18 protein-coding genes are annotated in these 19,605 nt (G+C 61.8%); 12 read left to right on the forward strand and 6 right to left on the reverse strand.

What is annotated here, in order from left to right; genetic code table 11:
* Window positions 1-100: 100 nt before the first annotated feature.
* Complete coding sequence (locus tag FFI94_RS07700; protein WP_397495430.1) at window positions 101-1,507, forward strand: ATP-binding protein; 1,407 nt, start codon at window positions 101-103, stop codon at window positions 1,505-1,507.
* Here FFI94_RS07700 and FFI94_RS07705 read toward each other — a convergent pair.
* Window positions 1,504-2,184: a response regulator transcription factor gene (locus tag FFI94_RS07705; protein ID WP_138872453.1), complete on the reverse strand. Its 681-nt coding sequence runs from the start codon at window positions 2,182-2,184 to the stop codon at window positions 1,504-1,506. The genes FFI94_RS07700 and FFI94_RS07705 overlap by 4 nt on opposite strands.
* Window positions 2,185-2,288: 104 nt before the next feature.
* Between FFI94_RS07705 and FFI94_RS07710 the strand changes: the two genes are divergently transcribed.
* Window positions 2,289-2,969, forward strand: coding sequence for a metal-dependent transcriptional regulator (locus FFI94_RS07710; RefSeq protein WP_138872454.1), 681 nt, complete (start codon window positions 2,289-2,291; stop codon window positions 2,967-2,969).
* Window positions 2,970-2,995: 26 nt separating this feature from the next.
* Here the strand turns inward: FFI94_RS07710 and FFI94_RS33600 are convergent, their stop codons facing one another.
* Entirely contained in the window at window positions 2,996-3,163 is a 168-nt protein-coding gene (locus FFI94_RS33600) for a hypothetical protein (RefSeq protein ID WP_185993153.1), read from the reverse strand.
* Between the two features lie 324 nt (window positions 3,164-3,487).
* The gene (locus tag FFI94_RS07715; protein ID WP_138872455.1) at window positions 3,488-4,165 is read right to left on the reverse strand and encodes a tellurium resistance protein; all 678 of its coding nucleotides are present in this window, start codon (window positions 4,163-4,165) and stop codon (window positions 3,488-3,490) included.
* A 357-nt stretch (window positions 4,166-4,522) separates the two neighbouring features.
* Here FFI94_RS07715 and FFI94_RS07720 point away from each other — a divergent pair, with 357 nt between their 5' ends.
* The 7 genes from FFI94_RS07720 to FFI94_RS07750 all read left to right on the forward strand — a co-directional run bounded on the left by FFI94_RS07720 (window position 4,523) and on the right by FFI94_RS07750 (window position 13,965).
* On the forward strand, window positions 4,523-6,829 hold the full coding sequence (locus FFI94_RS07720; protein WP_260683922.1) for a bifunctional diguanylate cyclase/phosphodiesterase: 2,307 nt from the start codon (window positions 4,523-4,525) through the stop codon (window positions 6,827-6,829).
* 268 nt (window positions 6,830-7,097) lie between these two features.
* Window positions 7,098-9,185 carry a bifunctional diguanylate cyclase/phosphodiesterase gene (locus FFI94_RS07725; protein WP_260683924.1) on the forward strand — a complete coding sequence of 696 codons (2,088 nt, stop codon included), beginning with the start codon at window positions 7,098-7,100 and terminating at the stop codon, window positions 9,183-9,185.
* A 90-nt stretch (window positions 9,186-9,275) separates the two neighbouring features.
* Window positions 9,276-10,106: an SDR family NAD(P)-dependent oxidoreductase gene (locus FFI94_RS07730; protein ID WP_138873661.1), complete on the forward strand. Its 831-nt coding sequence runs from the start codon at window positions 9,276-9,278 to the stop codon at window positions 10,104-10,106.
* Window positions 10,107-10,109: 3 nt separating this feature from the next.
* Window positions 10,110-11,015, forward strand: coding sequence for a TIGR03619 family F420-dependent LLM class oxidoreductase (locus FFI94_RS07735; RefSeq protein WP_138872456.1), 906 nt, complete (start codon window positions 10,110-10,112; stop codon window positions 11,013-11,015).
* A 39-nt stretch (window positions 11,016-11,054) separates the two neighbouring features.
* Window positions 11,055-11,741, forward strand: coding sequence for a nitroreductase (locus tag FFI94_RS07740; RefSeq protein ID WP_138872457.1), 687 nt, complete (start codon window positions 11,055-11,057; stop codon window positions 11,739-11,741).
* 57 nt (window positions 11,742-11,798) lie between these two features.
* Complete coding sequence (locus FFI94_RS07745; protein WP_138872458.1) at window positions 11,799-12,932, forward strand: methyltransferase; 1,134 nt, start codon at window positions 11,799-11,801, stop codon at window positions 12,930-12,932.
* 175 nt (window positions 12,933-13,107) lie between these two features.
* Entirely contained in the window at window positions 13,108-13,965 is an 858-nt protein-coding gene (locus tag FFI94_RS07750; RefSeq protein ID WP_172937472.1) for a Bax inhibitor-1/YccA family protein, read from the forward strand.
* Between the two features lie 51 nt (window positions 13,966-14,016).
* On the opposite strand, the gene FFI94_RS33605 is transcribed toward FFI94_RS07750, so the two are convergent.
* The gene (locus FFI94_RS33605) at window positions 14,017-14,259 is read right to left on the reverse strand and encodes a PLD nuclease N-terminal domain-containing protein (protein ID WP_185993154.1); all 243 of its coding nucleotides are present in this window, start codon (window positions 14,257-14,259) and stop codon (window positions 14,017-14,019) included.
* Between the two features lie 151 nt (window positions 14,260-14,410).
* Between FFI94_RS33605 and FFI94_RS07760 the strand changes: the two genes are divergently transcribed.
* On the forward strand, window positions 14,411-15,154 hold the full coding sequence (locus tag FFI94_RS07760; RefSeq protein WP_138872460.1) for an enoyl-CoA hydratase/isomerase family protein: 744 nt from the start codon (window positions 14,411-14,413) through the stop codon (window positions 15,152-15,154).
* Window positions 15,155-15,212: 58 nt separating this feature from the next.
* Here FFI94_RS07760 and FFI94_RS07765 read toward each other — a convergent pair whose 3' ends face one another.
* Window positions 15,213-16,430 carry an acetyl-CoA C-acetyltransferase gene (locus tag FFI94_RS07765; protein ID WP_033234533.1) on the reverse strand — a complete coding sequence of 406 codons (1,218 nt, stop codon included), beginning with the start codon at window positions 16,428-16,430 and terminating at the stop codon, window positions 15,213-15,215.
* 123 nt (window positions 16,431-16,553) lie between these two features.
* Entirely contained in the window at window positions 16,554-17,513 is a 960-nt protein-coding gene (locus FFI94_RS07770; protein WP_260683930.1) for an SGNH/GDSL hydrolase family protein, read from the reverse strand.
* A gap of 80 nt (window positions 17,514-17,593) precedes the next feature.
* Between FFI94_RS07770 and FFI94_RS07775 the strand changes: the two genes are divergently transcribed.
* Together FFI94_RS07775 and FFI94_RS07780 are read left to right on the forward strand one after the other, a co-directional pair.
* Window positions 17,594-18,979, forward strand: coding sequence for a cystathionine beta-synthase (locus FFI94_RS07775; RefSeq protein ID WP_138872462.1), 1,386 nt, complete (start codon window positions 17,594-17,596; stop codon window positions 18,977-18,979).
* 40 nt (window positions 18,980-19,019) lie between these two features.
* Complete coding sequence (locus tag FFI94_RS07780) at window positions 19,020-19,571, forward strand: hypothetical protein (RefSeq protein ID WP_138872463.1); 552 nt, start codon at window positions 19,020-19,022, stop codon at window positions 19,569-19,571.
* Window positions 19,572-19,605 lie beyond the last annotated feature (34 nt).

Here is a 19,605-nt window from a genome sequence, read left to right on the forward strand (position 1 = left end):
ACCTCGGCAAGTCGCACAGAATGCATCCTGGACCAGCAATACTTAGGGGACGCTGAGTTGCACTACGGATCGACCGCATGGCGCGGCTACTGTCTGACTCGTGCACTCCTCACTCACTGCGTGGACCGGCCGCATTCGGCGGCGGCTCAGGCCTGTGCGTACCCGTCTGACGGTGCTGGCGACATTGCTCATGGCACTCACGTTGACTGTTGCGGCCGGGGCAGTGCTCTACGCCCTGCACCAGTCGTCGCGGCAATCCGCCGACGTGGCAACAACTGCCCGCGCGAGGCAGATTGCGGCAGTTGTCGAGTCGAAGGGGCTCGCCGGCCTCGACGAGTCGTTGCTGACCGACAGCCGATACGTCGACATCATCCAGGTGGTGGACGACGCTGGGCGCGTGGTGTTCAGTGGGGAGCGCTATCCGGCCGGTCCGCTCTCCTCGGGGATGAATCCTGGCGAGGAACGACGGGAAAGCGGTCTGCAAACAACCCCGGATGGCCCCCTGTATCGGGGCGCACTTATCGGTGTACTCGCTCCCGGGGGCGAACCGGTCACAGTGGAGGTCGGCGCGGCGGAGCGTCGACTCGACTCGCTCTTCCGCTTTGTTGCCGCGCTGGCTGCTGTGGTGATCCCGACCATCGTGATCGGGACAGCTGTCCTGACCTATTACTTTGTCACCCGGACACTGAAACCGGTTGACGATATTCGCAAACAGGTCGACGACATTACCGGCGGAGATCTTGATCAGCGGGTGCCGGTACCCGATACCGGGGACGAGATCGCCACTCTGGCAACCACAATGAATGCGATGCTCGACCGCATCGGCACTGCCCGAGCAGAGCAGATGCGCTTCGTGAACGACGCGTCGCACGAGCTCAACAGTCCGCTGACCACACTGGTGGGTCTGCTTGATCTGTCCCGAACAACGCAGCAGCCCATCGACCCGGATACCGTGGCGACGGTCATGATGCCTGAGGCGCTTCGGCTACAGGGAATGGTCTCGGACCTGCTGTTCCTGGCGCGCGCCGACGAGCACGGAGTGCCGTTGCGGCTGGCCGACGTTGACCTCGACGAAGTGGTCAGCGCCGAGGTTGCACGCCTCGAAGCGTTTGGCCGCCAAACGATTACCGCGAAGATCAGCGCTGTGCGGGTGCAAGGCGACGGTGAGAAACTTGCTCGAGTCTTGCGGAACATCGCGGACAATGCGTCCCGTCACACCCGTGACCGTCTGGACTTCGCAATAACCGTCGATGCCGATCGGCGCCACGTGAGTGTGACCGTGTCCGACAACGGGCCGGGGATTGCCGATGCCGATAAATCGCGGGTCTTGCAACGCTTTGTCCGTCTGGACACCGTCCGCGAACGCAGCAGTGGCGGTTCGGGTCTCGGTCTGGCGATTGTCGACGAGATCGTGCGGGCGCACCACGGAAGCGTCACTGTCGCAGACGCACCCGGCGGTGGGGCCGTTGTCGGATTCAGGCTCCCGGTAGCGCCGTGGGTCGACTAACCTCCGCCGTCGGCTGCGAGTCGGTAGCCTACTCCGCGGATCGTCTCGATCGACTTGCATCCGAAGGGGGTGTCGATCCGTCGCCGCAGGTAGCTGACGTACACCTCCACGACGTTCTCGTCACCTCGGTAATTGATGTCCCACACGGACTGGAGGATTTCGGTTTTGGTCACGACTTCGCCTTTGCGTCGCATCAAGAACTCGAGCATTCCGAATTCCCGCGGCGCCAAAGTCAATTCGACATCTCCTCGTTTGGCGACGTGAGCTGCGGGATCGACGCTCAGCGACCCAGCAGTCAACACAACCGGCCGCTCCGGTGCGCCGCGGCGCACCAGCGCCCGCAAGCGCGCGATCAGCACGACAAACGAGAAGGGCTTGGTCAGGTAGTCGTCAGCACCGAAATCGAAGGCGTCGGCCTGGTCGTACTCTCCGTCCTTGGCGGTCAACATCAACACGGGTGTCCACACACCGTCGCGACGCAATTGCCGTACCACCTCGTACCCGTTGAGGACGGGCATCATGATGTCGAGAATGACGACGTCGAAATGTTCGGTGGTCGCCTTCTCCAGTCCGGCGCGGCCGTCATGTTCCACGTCCACGACCCAGCCTTCGGCCACGAGCATCCGCCGCACAGTTTCCGCGACGTTTCGGTCGTCGTCCACCACAAGAATTCGCACACCTCTACTATCCCTGCTCCGATGCGGCACAACCAAAGTGCGGTATCGGAAACATCACTCGGTTCGAGCAAACTCGACTCCTGTTTGGAAAGGCGCCCGGCCGCGTGAAGGAAATCGTCAACACCACTGAAATGTATCTGCGCACCATCTACGACCTCAACGAGGACTGCGTCCCGGTGCGGCAATCCCGACTGATCGAACGAATGCGCCAAGCTGCGCCGACGGTATTCCAAACTGTGGCACGTATGAAACGCGCCGGTCTGGTCTCGATCGACGACGATAACCGAATCGGACTTACCGAGGAGGGAAGCATCCGTGCCATCGAGGTCACTCGCAAACATCGACTTGCCGAGCGACTGCTCACCGACATCATCAATATGCCGGCAACACTCGTGCACGGGGAAGCTTGTCGTTGGCAACATGTCATGAGCGAGGCCGCCGAGCGCCGCATCGTCGACATCCTCGGTGGCCCGACTACGTCTCCGTGGGGAAACCCCATTCCAGGGTTGGAGCACTTCGGGATCACGGTTGAAAAATCCGTTGCAGCAACAAAATTGGCCGACATTTCGGAATCGACACTGCCTGTAGTCGGCATCGTCCGGTGCATCTCCGAGCATGCCCAGTCCGACCCCGAACTCATCACATTTCTGGTGAACGCCGGCGTCATTCCCGGTGCCCGCGTGACGATTCGGCTATGCGAGAAGTCCTACGCCGTCCGAGGGCTGGACGAAATAAAGCTTCCGATGAAACTGGCCCACATTATCGATGTCGACTGCGGTACTTGATTATTCGTTGACATCAATGCCGAAGATCAATTCGGGGAATGGAATCCGTGGATGAATCCGCACGCAATCCAGCAGATTGTGGCAGCGGCGACGGTGACCCCGATCGATGCGACGAGGTGAGCACTCGAGATCCACACCATGATCCCGAGAATGACGGCAACGATGACGATCAGTGCTGTGTCGGTTCGCTTCACCCACATCCGGATCACCAGTTCTGTCTTTAGAGAAGCTCGCGGAGAACTTCCTCCCTGGTACCCGTGCCGGAGAGCTGTGAAACCAGACGTGACATGGCGAAAGTGCGGCGCAGGTGCGTGACGATCGAGTGAGGCGATGCCCCGATCTCGAGGGAATCGGGGCATCACCGCCGACCGGACTAAGCACATAGCACGGCCGACCCACTAGCGGTGTCGAGTTGACCCCTCATGTCTGACCCCACAGAAATCGAGCCTAGCCAACTCGAGAGTCAAATATGGACAAATTGCGCAATAGCGGCAGCGCTTGATTGTTTGTGTCCCTGCTTATTTACGCCCCGCAGACCACTGCATGCCCCAACTGTATGCGCGGTCGAGGTCGGACTGGCTGCCGTTGATGTACTGCACTTCCCGGGTAACGCTCACGCCTTGCCCGGAACTCTGGATGAAGGCGATTGCGCAGATGCGCGCCTGATTGCTCGCAGAGTCCAGTCGAACTTCCACCTGGGGGCCGCTGGTCGGTATCAGGGTGACGACGCCGTCGACGGCGGCCCAGTTGGGTGCGCCGTCGTAGATCATCGCGAAGATGAGAATCCGTCGGAAGACGCTCGGGTCGGCGAGATTGATGTGCATGTTCTCGCCGCCGGTGTTGGAACCGCTGCGATCGTCACCGTCCAACATGATGTACGGCGGGGTGTTCAACGCTCCGAAGCTGTTGCCCAGTGCCTGGACAACCCCTTTGGAGCCGTCTGCGAGTTCGTAGAGACAGCCGAGGTCAAGATCTACTGCGCCAGATCCCGCGCCGGCTAGTTTGGCCAGAAAACCCGTCTTCTTCGGGGCGGCGCCTTGTGACCAGTTGAGATTCACGCGCATGTTTCCCTGGCGTTCGCCGGCCTTGGCGAGATTGACCGTCGGTGCGGCCTTGGTCAGTGTGATCTTGCTCAGATTGACCGAGCCTGTGGGGGGCGTGGATTCCGAGGGGCGCCGGGTGTAGTCGATTGCCATCGTTGTTGTCCTTCTCTGAACCCGAAGAGTTCGATCGTGGAACCTGGTGCGCGATCTTGTGCGATTTTTGTCGTTTGATGGTCGATCAGATCCCATTGTTCCTGATGTCCGATTTTGGCGACGGTGCGGACATCTACCGAGCCTCCTCGGCCAGTGCACAAGCTGGCCGATTTCACATGATGTTGTCATGATGGCGCTCGTAGTTTGCTGACTTCGAGGCAATCGTGTGGTTTCCTACCGTAGTGCCACTTGGACGTCCATATCGATGCGCGGATTCTTGTTACGGCATAATTGCCCGATTGGTGAAAGGCTGCACATAGGTCGGTCCGCACAACGTCAGACGGGCGAGGGGGCTCGATGGTTTTCGAACCGCGTTCGGCACTGCTCGGCGAGGTACGCGCCCTGACAGCGGCGCAGCGTCGTGACCTCAGGAGCCGGCAGATCACGGTCAGCTTCACGATGCTGCCGTGGGCCTCAGCGGTACACCTTCTGGTGGTGTTCGGATTATCGATATATGTCGTTCCCGAAGACGGCGGCCTGTGGCTCAGGGTCTGGCCGATTGCCGCCGGAGTAGTCGGCGTTGTCGGCGCGTATGTGGGTTTTGCCGTCAGGCGAGGAGCGATCATGCAGTCCGATCGCCTCGCCTTTTCTTTCCTGGTATTCGAGTTTGCTGCAGCCGGCATTCTTTATTCAGTGCTTGCGATTGTCTTGTACCCGATTCTCGACGCCGCCGGTGACCTGATGATGACGGCCACGATGGCGGCGATCATCGGTGCGGGCGCACTCGCCACGGCGGTGCTGCGCTCGCTGGGGGTCATCTGGATTGCCTCGAGCACGGTAACTCTCGGCATCGCTTTCTGGCAGCAACCGGGCCCGGAATTCGGACGGCTTCTGATCAGTCTCCTGGTGTATGGAAGTGCACTGATCGCCGGCACGATCGTGGTGTCCGGGCATATCGAAGGGCGCTACAAAGCTGAGCTCAGCGCCGCGGCAGAGCGCACTGTCGCACAAATGCTGCTCGACGATTTCGAAGGTAATGCCGCGGACTTTGTGTGGGAGACCGATAGCAAAGGTCGGTTCTTGCGGATTCCCAGCAGACTCGCGTTCGACGCCGGGATCGATCCTGCCGCGGTGCGAGGTGTGTCGTGGCAGGAACTTTTTGCCGAGTTGGGGTCTTACGACCTACCAGGCGGACGTGACGCGTTATTGGAACTCGAGACGGCGCGTAGTGCAAAGGACGCGTTTGTCGACGTCATGCTTCCGGTGCGGGTACGTGACGCCATACGGTGGTGGAAACTGTCCGGGCGACCTGCACCAGCGCTGGCACCCGACGATTTTGTCTGGCGCGGCGTCGGCTCTGACGTCACCGATGTGAAGATTCAGAGCGACGAAATCGTTCGTATGGGATTGATCGACGCACTGACCGGAATGCCCAACCGGCACAATTTCTGGCTGGAACTCGAACGTAGCGTGCGTAACTCGGAGCAGGGGAAACCTCGGATCGCGCTGGCGATGCTGGATCTGGACAACTTCAAATCGGTGAACGACACGCTGGGACATTCGATCGGCGACGAAGTGTTGAAAGAGGTGGGAGCACGAATGGCGGAGGTGGGCGGTGCATCACACCTCTGTGCGCGCCTCGGCGGTGACGAGTTCGCAATCTTGTTCCGAGAGGTCGACGATCACGACAGCGTGCACACGGATTTGCTGAGTTACGTCGATATTCTCCGAGAACCGATCTTGGTGTCCGGCAACCGGCTGGATATCGGATGCAGCATAGGTTTCCACGTTCCGGATGCTCCCGGACAAACCGCTGATGCGTTACTGATTGCGGCGGATCTTGCACTCTACGCCGCCAAGGAATCGGGCCGAGGAACAATCCTCCAGTATCAGCATTCGATGCAACTGATTGCGACCAGGCGCGCACATCTGTTGGAAGACATAGGAAATGGCATCTCCCCGGATGATATCGAGCTCAGCTTTCTGCCGCAGCTCGACGTGGCTTCGCGTGCGATAGTCGCGGTAGAGGTCAAGGCGACATGGAATAACCCGAGACTGGGAATGGTCCCCGCAACGGAATTCATGGTTGTTGTCGATGACGCCGGACTGTCATCGACCGTCGGCTCAGTGCTTTTCGAGAAGGCATGTAGCGCTGCGTCGAGAATGCCGGGTGACATCAGGTTGGCGATCAGCGTATCCGGGCGCGAACTCGAATCGGATGGGCTTGTCGACCATGTTGCAGACGCATTGGGCAGATGGGGTGTTCTCGCTCGTCGAATCGAGTTGCAGCTCACCGAATCATCGGCGATCTCGGATCGAGCTATGGCTGGGATGCGTGGAGTTGCCGGGCTTGGTGTTTCGTTGACCGTCGACGAATTCGGAGCTGGATTCTCGTCCCTTGCATCGCTGTCGGATCTGCCCTTCACCCGCGTCCGCGTCGATCGATCATTCTCGGGAACCGTTCGGGGGCAATGGCCGATTCTTGCCGCCGTTGTGACCTTGGTCGAGTCGTTGGGCCTGGAGGCAGTGATGCTGGGGGTCGACAGCGAGGAGCAACTCGCGGCCGCTGCTGACATGAAAGTCCAGACGGTGCAGGGTCGAGTCGCGGGTGACGCGATGACGCTCGAGCAACTGATGCGGATCGTGTCGGTGCACCATGAGTGAGAGCCCAGGGATGAGGCAGCAGGCATTCCACACTCTGCTTCATCTGATCGACCCGTCGTGGACCGGCGACCCCGCGTCGTACTACGAAGATCGCAGACTCCTCCTCCGCCGATTACACTACTCCGCGCGTGTCATGCCCTTGTCATTCCTCATCGCAGCTTGTTCGTTGAGCATTATCGTGGCTTTCATACCAGTCGAAACCGGTTGGTTCAGATGGACGTGGATGGCATTAATACTTGCAACAAATGTCGTGCTTACCGTTTTCTGGTTGACGCGGCTCAAGACGCGCGAGCCCTCGTGGGAGATCACGGGCCTTGTCGTCATGGCGGTTCAGGTACTCGTGTGGGGGGCGCTGCTGGCGTGGGCGGCGGTAGTTCTCTTCCCGCTTCTCGAAGCTGCCGAAGAATTGACGCTGACGGCAATCTTGTTGGGAGGCATAGTAGTAGGGATCGTTCCGGTAGTCATGTTCCGGGGTTTGACGACAGTGTGGATCTTGTTTGTCGGCGGGGGTCTGGCGTGGGGGTTCTGGACTGAACCGGGCCCGGAGCGTTGGGTGCTACTGGCATTGCTCGGCGTCTATCTCGTCTCACTCCAATGCGGCACATTGGTATTGGCAACCGTTTTCGAGCGTCGCCTCCGAGCCGAACTTACTGCGGAAGATCAGCGCGATCTTGTCGAACTCCTACTCAACGACCTCGAAGACGGTGCGCAGGACTGGCTGTGGGAAACCGATGACGAGGGCGTCGCGGTGGTTGTGTCCCATCGTTTTGCGGAGAGTGTCGGATTGCCGGTCGACGAGATTCGTGGACGGACGATGAACGAGATTCTCCGAAGCGTCGGAGCCGACCGAACAGCGACCGGTCGCAGTGCCCTTGACCAACTTGTCGAATGTCTTGACAGCGGTGACGAATTCCGTGACCTCGAACTGGACGTGTGGATCGGTGGTCGATCTCGACGGTGGTCGATGTCGGGGCATCGTGGGAGCAACCGGCTTTCCGACGGCGGGTGGCGCGGTGTCGGCTCCGACATCACTCGCATTCATCAGCAACGGGAGTACATTCGCGAGCTGGCCGAGGTGGATTCGCTCACCGGACTTCAAAATCGCTACACATTCAGTGCGCAGTTGTCGGAGATGATCGCCGGCGGAGCCGGCATCTGGCTGGCCATGCTCGATCTCGACAACTTCAAGTCGATCAACGACCGCTGGGGGCATCGTGTCGGTGATGACGTACTGGTCGATGTGGCGGCGCGGTTGAACGCAGTGCTGCGCCCGACGGAAATCTGTGCCCGTCTCGGTGGAGACGAATTTGCCGTGGCTTTCAGCGGGATCGACGACGGTCAGGAAGTCAAGGCTCGGTTCCAGGCGATCGTCGATGCGATAGACGTTCCCTTCGTCTTTGCCGGCAACTCGATCAGGGTTCGGGGAAGCCTCGGATACGGCTGCCTCCCGAATGATGCGACGACCCTCGATGATTTGGTAGTTGTCGCGGACCTCGCGCTCTATCACGCGAAGGTGAGCGGCCGGAATCAGATTCGACGCTTCGACTCGACTCTGCGTGAGCGCGCTACCGGTAGGGCCAGGGCACTGCTGGATCTTCGGATGGCGGTGCAGAACGGTGAGTTCGAACTTGCTTACCAACCACAGGTGTCGGCGGCCACTGGAGCCGTCGTGGGGTTCGAGGCGTTATTGAGGTGGAATCACCCCGTGTCCGGTGTAGTTTCACCGGCTGATTTCATCCCGGTCGCGGAGGAAACAGGTCTGATCGTTCCCATCGGGGCGGAGGTCTTGCGCACCGCGTCCGCTTTGGCGACGACCTGGCCGGACCACGTGCGCATTGCGGTGAATGTCTCTCAGGTGCAGTTGCGTTCGGTGGGGTACGTCGAATCCGTTCGCGAAGTTCTCCGCGAGACAGGCTTGGCTGCGGAGAGACTCGAGCTCGAGGTGACCGAATCGTTGGTCATCGACGACTCGGATCGAGAAGTCCTGGTTCGTATCGCGGAGTTGGGTGTTGCCATCGCAATGGATGATTTCGGTACCGGGTACTCCTCGGTTGCGAGCCTGTCCATGCTGCCCGTGGACAGATTGAAGATCGACCGCGCTTTTGTGAGCCAACTGGACGTAGACCCGACGGAGTCGAGAACCGCGGTATTTCGCGCCATTGTCGACATTGCCGAGTCGATGGGCTTGGAAACCGTTGCCGAGGGCGTCGAAACCGACCGTCAAAGAGCCGTAGTGACCGAGTGTGGGTGTCGCGTCGTCCAGGGTTATCTGGAAGGCCGTCCGATGCCGGCGGCCGACGTCGACGCGTTCATCGAGTCTCGCCGGAAGAACAGATTGTCCTCGGCCGCTGAGTGAGAACGTCGAGGCGTTTGTTTTCTCTTTGTGTGATGGTGCATTCCGTAGCGGCCTCATCTCGAGTTGCCGAGCGAGAAAAGTGACGGAGTGATGTTTGTGGTGAGCGATTCGGCGTTTGTCCCGGGGCCGATGTTGACGGGCAAGAAAGCCGTGGTGACGGGTGGTGCGCACGCTATCGGCGCCGCAATTGCGCGGGCATATGCGAGCCACGGTGCACAGGTGCTCGTCGTCGACGTCGACACCGAACCAGTCGCGGACATCGAATTCGATTCCACAGCAGGTGGTTCGGTTTCGAGCTTGTCTTACGACGTTCGCGAAGCGGAAGTACCGCAGGAGCTGATCGACTTCGCTCCTGACATTCTGGTGAACAACGTCGGCCATTTTCTGGCAGCGCCGCAGACTTTTTCGGCCACGACGCCGGCGTTCTGGTCGGATATGGGCAATATCAATTTCGACCACGTTCTGCGCCTGACGCATGCGCTGCTTCCCGGCATGATCGAGCGCGGCGCCGGTGGATCGATCCTCAACCTGACCACGGTGGAAGCTCATCGGGCCATCCCGGGGCACACCGTGTACTCGGCGTACAAGGCCGCGCTGACGCAGTTCACCAGAAGTCTCGGCGTCGAGATCGGTAGTACGGGCGTGCGCGTCAATGCAATTGCGCCCGACCTCATCGAGTCGGTGCAGGTGCCGTATCGGTCGATCGTCGCCGCTGACGATTGGGCCAAGTGGCCGCAGTGGGCACCGCTGGGTGGTCCGGGTCAACCGGTGGATATTGCCGGGCCGGCTCTGTTTCTTGCATCGGACCTGGCGAGGTACATCACCGGCACCGTCATCCACGTCGACGGTGGCTCACACGCTGCGGGCGGCTGGTTCCCCAAAGAAGAGGGTGGTTGGACCAACCGCCCCCGAAAGGCCTGACCCATGACAACTTTGAGTCTCAATGTGCCGAACTTCGGCGCTACGCTGGCCGCTGATTCCTACGGGAAACTCGTTCAGGTCTGTCAAAGCGCGGAGACAGTCGGGTTCGATCGAGTCCTGGTCACCGATCACGTCGTGATGGGTTCGGACAACTCCGCGTACACGTGGTCGGCGTTTCCCACCGAGCCGGACGCGAATTGGCTCGAACCCTTGAGCGTGCTGGCTTTTGTCGCCGGACAGACCACAACGATTCGACTGGGTACGGGCATCGTGATCGCGGCGTTGCGCGGGGGAGCCGTGCTGGCCAAGACCGCTGCGACCATCGACCTTCTCTCGCGTGGCCGCTTGGATCTCGGAGTCGGAACCGGTTGGCAGGAACGTGAATACGACGCTGTGGGAATGGACTTCGGCAAGCGCGGACCGCTGCTGGACGACGCATTGGCAGTCTGCCGTGCACTGTGGACTTCGGCGCCGGCAAGCGTCGACACACCCCGTCTGAAGTTCGACGATGTGTACTGCGCACCCCGCCCGGCCGCTGGAATCCCCATCTGGGTGTCCGGTTCGCTGTCCAAGGCCGTGGTGCGACGCGTCGCGACCTGGGGTGACGGGTGGATTCCGATCATGGGCGCCACCAATGACGACCTGCGCGAGGGTGCAGGCGTCATCCGCAAGGCGATGGCTGACCTCGGCCGGGATGCGTCGACCCTGGGCATTCGTGGACGCCTGACGATTGCCAAGGCGTCGGACGGATCGATCGACTTACGTGCGACGATGCTCGGGGCCGAAGAACTTGTCGACGCGGGCGCGACCGACGTGCTGGTGGCTCTGGGCGCGCTCGACCCGAACCCGGACGATGCGATGGCCGTCTTCGGGGAACTGGCGTCAGCTTTCAAATCCGCAACCGCGTAGGGTCTAACGAACGCTAGTGAAGAACGAGGAGACGAATACATGACCGAGAACACCGCCACCTTGTCGAGCCTCGAATCGCTCCTCGACTCCCGAATCAGTTGCCGGGCGTACGAGGATCGTCAGGTTCCTCGTGAGGTCATCAACGAGATCCTTCGACTCGCGCAGAAGACACCGTCGTGGTGCAACACCCAGCCGTGGCAAGTGGCAATCACGGAAGGTGACGGAACCGAGAGGTTCCGGGCCGGTCTGGGCGCCTATGTCATGGCCAATCCGCAGGAGTCCGATTTCGAGTTCCCGCGCGAGTACCAGGGGGTGTACAAGTCGCGCAGGTTCGATTGTGCGATGGCACTGTATTCGAGCGTCGGCATCGAACACGGTGACCGTGCCGGGTCAGGCGCTCAGACGATGAAGAACTTCGAACTCTTCGGCGCTCCGCACGTTGCCATCATCACCACGGACGAGGCTTTGGGGACGTACGGGGCCGTCGACTGCGGTCTTTATGTCAACAGCTTCCTGCTCGCCGCTCAAAGTCTTGGTGTCGCCACGATCCCTCAGGCCGCACTTGCCGGTTGCTCGAAGTTCATTCACGAGCACTTCGGCATCGACGACACTCGCAAGGTCGTGTGCGCGATTTCCTTCGGGTACGCCGATACGGACCACCCGGTAAACGGGTTCCGCACCGACCGCGAGGACGTCGACAACGTCGTGCAGTGGATGTCGAACTGATCACCTGCTCGGAGCGGGATTGAGTGTTGGGCAGGCGGACCTGAGAGACTGGTCCGCATGTCCGACACCCCCGAAATGTTCGATCGACTCCGCCGTTTTCCCGACATCGAGGCACCCAATCTTTTTGCCGTCGACGCTGCCGATCGGCTGATTCTCGACGAGGCCGCCGACGCACTTGCGGCGGCGCCGTCAGGATCAGTGGTGGTGATCGGCGATCATTACGGCGCGTTGACCGCCGGAGCGGTTCTCGAGCACGGCCGGTCCGAGGTGCGGGTTCACCAGGATCCGCTCACCGGTGAACTGGCGTTGGCGAACAACGCCCGCGAACTCGGCTTCACCGAGCACTACACGTCGCACGGACTCGATGAGGATCTGCTGCGTGGCGCTCGTGTTGTCCTCATGCAGTTGCCTCGCAGCCTCGCCGAACTGGGGGAGATCAGCCAGTTGATCGCGCTCCACGCCGATCCGGAGGTGCGCGTCTTCGCGGGCGGGCGCGACAAGCACATCACCCCGGCCATGAACAAGGTTCTTGCAGAGTCCTTTTCATCGGTTAGCGCGTCGCGAGGCAGACAGAAGTCCCGGGTTCTGCGGGCCGCCGAGCCGAAGCCCGATGTCGCGGTCACATTCCCGATGACCGAGTGGCTCGACGAATTCGGTCTCGATGTAGTCGCGCACGGAGCGGTGTTTGCCGGTGCAAGCCTCGACATCGGAACCCGGTTGTTGCTCGAGAACCTGGGAAAGATCGACATCACCCCCCGCGACATCGTCGACTTGGGCTGCGGCAGCGGCATTCTGGCGACGGCGATCGCTCTGAAGTTCGCAGACGCGCAGGTGGTTGCCACCGACCAGTCGTCAGCGGCGGTGGCGTCGGCGTTGGCCACGGCGTCGGCCAACGGAGTCGCAGATCGGGTGCGTGGTCTGCGCGACGACGCCATCAGCACCCTGCCAGACGCCAGTGTTGACCTTGTTCTCCTGAATCCGCCGTTCCACGTCGGTGCCGCCGTTCACACCGGTGGCGCGCTCAAGTTGTTCGAGGCAGCGGGTCGGGTGCTGCGTCCGGGCGGGCAGCTCTGGACCGTGCACAACGCTCATCTGGGGTACCGGGAACCGTTGAAAGCTGCGGTCGGTGCGAGTGAGGCGATGGCCAAGAATGCGAAGTTCATCGTCATGCGATCGATCAAAGCGTCCTAGTATCGGAAACTGTTGACGTACCGGAAACGCGCCGGGAACTACGGCGCCTGCTTCGACGTTGTAAATTACGAGTGCTTTACTTTTTGTAAGTACACGGACCGGTCGGAAACTCGGATCCGTTCGGCGAACCCGCGACGCATCCGTCGCAGGTCACCACGATGAAGGGATGATCACGGTGCGCACCACCAGCAACCCGGTGTTCCGCAATCTGCCCAAGCAAGAGGGCAACGGATACGCCTCGTTCGGATCTGCGACGGCGGGCGCCTCGCAGGTCACCCAGCAGTTCGGTCAGCCGCAGTACGCTCCGGCCGAGCCCTATCAGACCGGTCCCACCTCGCGGGCCATGACAATCGACGACGTTGTCACCAAGACGGGCATGACGCTCGGTGTGCTCGCGTTGACCGCACTGGTCTCGTACTTCCTCGTGAACAACGACCCGAGTCTCGCATCGCCGTTCGTGATCGTCGGCGGTTTGGTCGGACTTGTTCTGGTTCTCGTTGCGACTTTCGGTCGCAAGATGGACAACCCGGCCATCGTGCTGGCTTATGCCGCGTTCGAGGGTCTCTTCCTGGGTGCTCTGTCATTCATGTTCACAGCCCCGATCGAAGCGGCCGGCGGTGTATCGGCTTCGGTGCTGATCTCACAGGCAGTTCTCGGCACGTTCGGTGTGTTCTTCGGCATGCTCGTGGTCTACAAGACCGGCGCCATTCGTGTGACGCCGCGACTGACCCGCATGATCATCGGTGCCTTGATCGGCGTCGTGGTCTTGGCTCTCGGTAACCTCGTCGCCAGCTTCTTTATCGACGGCGGGCTGGGTCTGCGTGACGGTGGCCCGATCGCCATCATCTTCAGCCTCGTCTGCATCGGTCTTGCAGCCTTCAGCTTCCTCCTCGACTTCGATGCCGCTGATCAGCTGATCCGCGCTCAGGCTCCGGAGAAGGCAGCCTGGGGCGTCGCACTCGGCCTCACCGTCACCTTGGTGTGGCTGTACGTCGAGATCCTGCGCCTGCTGAGCTACTTCAGTCGCGACTGATAACTCCTGGTAACAAGAATGGCCTCCGCGATATGCGGGGGCCATTTTTTGTCATAGTGCGTTCTGTCGAAGCCTGCTCGCGAGGAACCACGCCGCCGGTCCGAGGATCGGCAGGATGACGGCGAGGGCCGACCAACCGATCTTTGCGACTGGATCGGCATCGGATCTCACGATGGACACCACCGCTGCCACCGTGAGAACGATCCACAGGATCATCATCACAGACCAGGCGATGTCGAAACCGATCGGCACCATCGGCTGAGAAACCTCATTGTCCACGTTCGAATCCTCCATTTCGTCTTTCCTGACCGTAGCTGAGTCGAGGGAGGTACTGGCATTGACCGTATAGACCGGGTTTCCCTTCTCCTGTCGGTGCGGTCGGGTTACGGTGCTTGGACCTAGCAGTTGCTTGGTTCTCGATTGATGAAGGGCGTACGTATATCCCATGTCGACACCTGTACTCGTTTCGGACAACGGATCAGTGCGGACCGTGACGCTCAATAATCCCGAACGGCTCAACGCCTTCGCCCCGGCGGGCTTCCGGGCTCTGACCACAGCGCTCGACGACGCAGCAGCAGATCCCACCGTCGCGGTTGTCGTGATCGAAGGTGCCGGCAAGGCGTTCTCGAGCGGAGTTGACCTTCGTGCACTCTCCGAACCGGGAGCGGACACCGCTGATTTCGGCCACGCGTTTGCGCCGTTGATCGTGGCTTTGGTGGAGTTTCCGAAGCCGCTCGTCGCCGCCGTGCATGGCGTTGCTGTCGGAATCGGATTGACGATGCTGCTGTTCTGCGATGTCGTCTATGTTGCCGAGGACGCCAGGTTGCGGGCCCCGTTCACATCCCTGGGGACGGCGCCGGAGGCGGCGAGCAGTTGGATGCTGGCCAAAGTGATTGGTACTCAACGTGCGTCGGAGCTCCTGCTGACAGCGCGTTGGCTCAGTGGGGTGGAAGCCGCGGAGTTCGGTCTGGCTGCCGCAGCAGTGCCTGCCGACAGCGTGCGTGCGCGCGCCCAGGAAGCGGCTGCCCAGATTGCAGGCAATGTCGGGCCTGCGGTCCTCGCCGCGAAAAGGCTACTGCGCCAGGGATGGTCGGAGGAAGCCAGAGCAGCGGTAGCGCGCGAAGACGATGCCGCGCGAGAGTTGATCCGCGAGTTGGGAAGCTTCGCTCAGGGATTCACGAAGGCATAGAGCACAAAAGCGGCCACCCAGCGAGAAGCTGGGTGGCCGCTTTCAGCAGTTCAGGAGATCAGCTGAGGCGCTCGATCACCATTGCCATGCCCTGTCCGCCACCGACACACATGGTCTCGACGCCGAAGGTCTTGTCCTGCTCGCGCAGGTTGTTGATCAGGGTGTTGGTGATGCGTGCACCGGTCATGCCGAAGGGGTGGCCAAGTGCCAGCGCGCCACCGGAGATGTTGAGCTTGTCCTCGTCGATGCCGAGTTCACGAGCAGAGCCGATAACCTGGACCGCGAATGCCTCGTTGATCTCGAACAGGTCGATGTCGGAGATCGACTTGCCCGCGAACTTCAGGGCGTTCTTGACGGCCTGGATCGGGCCGAGGCCCATGATCTCGGGGGACAGACCCGAGACGCCGGTGGAGACGATGCGGGCGAGGGGCGTCAGACCCAGAGCCTTGGCCTTGGTGTCGGACATGATCACCAGAGCGGCAGCGCCGTCGTTGAGCGGGCAGGCATTGCCGGCGGTGACGGTGCCGTCGGGACGGAAGACGGGCTTGAGGCCGCTGATGCCTTCGTAGGTGGTGCCGGCGCGCGGGCCGTCATCCTTGGAGACGACGGTGCCGTCGGCGAGGGTGACCGGGGTGATCTCACGCTCGAAGAAGCCACGGTTGATGGCTTCCTCTGCGCGGTTCTGGCTGCGAACAGCGAAGCGGTCCTGATCTTCGCGGCTGATGCCGGTAGCGGAGGCAACGTTCTCGGCCGTCTGGCCCATGCCCAGGTAGACGTCGGGGAGCAGGCCTTCTTCGCGAGGATCGGTCCAGGCGACTCCACCTTCGGCGAGCTTGGCGCTACGAGCCTGGGCTGCGTCGAAGAGCGGGTTCTTGGTGTTCGGCAGGCCGTCTGCGTTGCCCGTGACGAAGCTGGAGACGGACTCGACGCCGGCGGAGATGAAGACGTCGCCCTCGCCTGCGCGGATGGCGTGCAGGGCCATGCGGGTGGTCTGCAGCGACGAGGAGCAGTAACGGTTGACGGTCACGCCGGGGAGGAAGTCGTAGCCCAGCTGAACTGCGACGACGCGGGCGATGTTGAAGCCCGACTGTCCGGCAGGCTGGCCGCAACCCATGATGAGGTCGTCGATCTCGGTGGGATCGAGCTCCGGGATCTTCGCCAGCGCGGCTGCAACCATCTGGGTAGCGAGGTCATCCGGGCGGATGTCCTTGAGCGAACCCTTCATTGCGCGGCCGATGGGCGACCGTACTGCTGAGACGATTACTGCCTCGGGCATGAAAACTCCTTTTGTGTACTGCGTGGTCGGTGCAGGCGACTGCGCGACGTGCAGGGCAAGATGAATGCAGCTTCGAGTGCCAATTTACGTTGCCGACCGCAAGTAGGGGTCAGGCAGTCTCACTCAGTCGTCGCCAAGCTCCTGTACTGCAGGTTTCGGCTGTCCGATCCACCCGACGCGATGTAGTGCCGTGGAGACGCGGGCAGTCATCGTCTGGGCCTGAGCGGCGTCCGAGACCTGGGGGAGATCGGGGAGTGGCCCGCCGGTCCATTCGCCCAGCGCCGCAGCGAGCACCGGCACTATCTGGCGGGCTGCCAGCTCGTAGCCGGCCGCCGACGGGTGGAAGCGATCAGCCGAGAACATGGTGTCAGGTGACGCGAGGAATTCTTTTGCGAGCAGATCGGCCAGCGGAACGGGATGCCCGCCCGCAGCTTTTGTCGCCGACGCCTGCGCTGCGGCCAAACGGTGCCCCCACTCGCGGACGACGGTTCGCAGCGGTTGCGGGATCGCGGTGACCACCCCCAGATCGGGACACGTGCCCACCACGACGACGGCGCCGCTCTCACGCAAGCGTCGCACCGCGTCGCCGAGCCGTCTGGCCGACGCTCGAATAGCGTTCTTGGCAGTCACGTCGTTTGCGCCGATCAGGATCACTGCCGCGTCCGGCGCCGCGCCGGCAATGAACATGGCGTCGACCTGCCCGCTCAGCCCCCGCGACGTTGCGCCGCCGATGGCCTTGGTGCTCAAACGGATTCGCTTCCCGGTTTCCTCCGCGAGGAGCTTCGCGATCCGGACTCCCGGTACCTCGTCTGCCGTCACGGCGCCCACGCCGGCGGCTGACGAATCGCCGAAGATCATCAGATGGAGGTCGAACGGAACACCACGCCACCACCGCTCCGGTGCGTCGACGCCCGGGGAATACACACCGTCGGCTTCGGGTGGTTTGGAGACATTGCGTCCGATCACGCCGCGTGCGGCACCGGCCTGCGACATCAGATAGTGGTATGCCAGCCACGTCGCCGTGCCGGCGCTCGACCCGGCCACCACTGTGGCCACCGACGCTTTCACTCCGGTCCGACTCACAATGGTCAATCTAGCCGGATCGTGGCGCCTTCGCCCGACGTCTACGCGCAGCGATTCGTCGGATCTGGGAACATGGAGCGATGCGCATCGCGGAACACGTCGTAGACCTCATCGGCAACACCCCACTCGTCAAACTCACGTCCGTCACGGGCGAGAATTACGGCACCGTGGCAGCCAAGGTCGAGTACCTCAACCCGGGCGGTAGCTCCAAGGACCGTATCGCCGTCAAGATGATCGACGCGGCGGAAGCCTCCGGAGAATTGAAGCCGGGCGGCACCATCGTCGAACCCACGTCAGGTAACACCGGAATCGGCCTGGCTCTCGTCGCTCAGAAACGCGGATACAAGTGTGTGTTCGTCTGCCCTGACAAGGTCAGCGAGGACAAGCGAAACGTTCTGCGTGCTTACGGAGCCGAGGTGGTCGTCTGCCCCACAGCCGTCGCACCCGAGCACCCCAACAGCTACTACAGCGTCTCCGATCGCCTCACCCGTGAGATTCCGGGCGCCTGGAAGCCCAACCAGTATTCCAACCCGGGCGGACCGGCAAGCCACTACGAGACCACCGGCCCCGAGATCTGGGCTGACACCGACGGCAAGATCACGCACTTCGTCGCAGGCGTCGGCACCGGCGGAACCATTACAGGCACCGGCCGCTACCTGAAGGAAGTGTCCGGGGGCACCGTCAAGGTTGTCGGCGTCGATCCCGAAGGTTCCGTCTACTCCGGCGGCACCGGTCGCCCGTACCTGGTCGAAGGCGTCGGCGAAGATTTCTGGCCCACCGCCTACGATCCGTCCATCCCGGACGAGATCATCGCTGTGTCTGATGCGGACTCCTTCGAGATGACGCGTCGTCTCGCCCGTGAAGAAGGCCTGCTGGTCGGTGGATCGTGCGGCATGGCTGTCGTCGCGGCACTCGAAGTCGCCAAGCGCGAAGGCCCCGACGCACTTGTTGTCGTGCTCCTTCCCGACGGTGGCCGCGGCTACCTGTCCAAGATCTTCAACGACCAGTGGATGGCGTCGTACGGCTTTTTGCGGACCCCGCTCGACGGCAAGGCAAATGTCCCCACCGTTGGCGACGTGCTGCGCGGAAAGTCGGGAGAACTGCCCGACCTCGTGCATACTCACCCGTCGGAAACCCTGCGCGACGCCATCGAGATCCTGCGTGAATACGGTGTGTCTCAGATGCCGGTGGTCGGCGCTGAACCGCCCGTCATGGCAGGCGAGGTTGCCGGCAGTGTCACCGAACGGGATCTGCTCAGCGCCGTCTTCGAAGGCCGTGCGCAGCTTGCCGATTCGGTCGAAAAGCACATGAGTGCGCCGTTCCCGCTTATCGGATCAGGCGAGCCGGTCTCGGCCGCTACCAAGGCGCTCGGCGACACCGACGCGCTTATGGTCGTGGACGACGGCAAGCCCGTCGGTGTCATCACACGCCACGACCTTTTGGGATTCCTCAGCGCCGGATCCTGAGACATCCGAGTTTGTCCCCCGGACGGTAGCGTCAGCGCCCATGGGGGACAAACTTGTCGGCTGTATCGGTGTTCTTGCTGCCGTGCTGGTGGCGACGTCGTGTAGTTCGACGGTTGCGGGCACTCCGCAAGCGGCATCGGGGGCAAAGGTTACTGCGTCGCCCACCGCCCCGCCGGTGAAGTCAGCGCCTACGACGGCTCCTACGACGGTTAGGCCGACGATCTCTGTCGCACCTGCCTTCTCCGGGACGGTGAAGTGCTCGACGCTTATGCCGGCAGTCCGTGACATTGTCGAAACCTACGGCCCTCCTAACGACATGCCGAACGGGTGCATCTGGATGGAGGGCGGCCGGTCTCTGGCGATCACGTCCTTGACGCTGGACAACTCGGAGAGCACGCGCAACACGATGGCGAAGAGCGGATACGACCTGCAGGACCCGCGACTGACAAAGTTAGGGGCGGTTGCCAAAGGTGGTCTGACGATCACTGTACTTTCTCGCACCCACATGACCATGGTGTTGTACAGCTCGGACCTCACCGAGACCGCCGCGCTGGATGCGGCAATCAGGGTCGTGGAGTTGGTCGAGAACTGACACAGCCGCCCTGCATCGGCGGGGTGGCTACTAG

This window comes from Rhodococcus sp. KBS0724 (assembly GCF_005938745.2).
Classification (GTDB): Bacteria; Actinomycetota; Actinomycetes; order Mycobacteriales; family Mycobacteriaceae; genus Rhodococcus_F.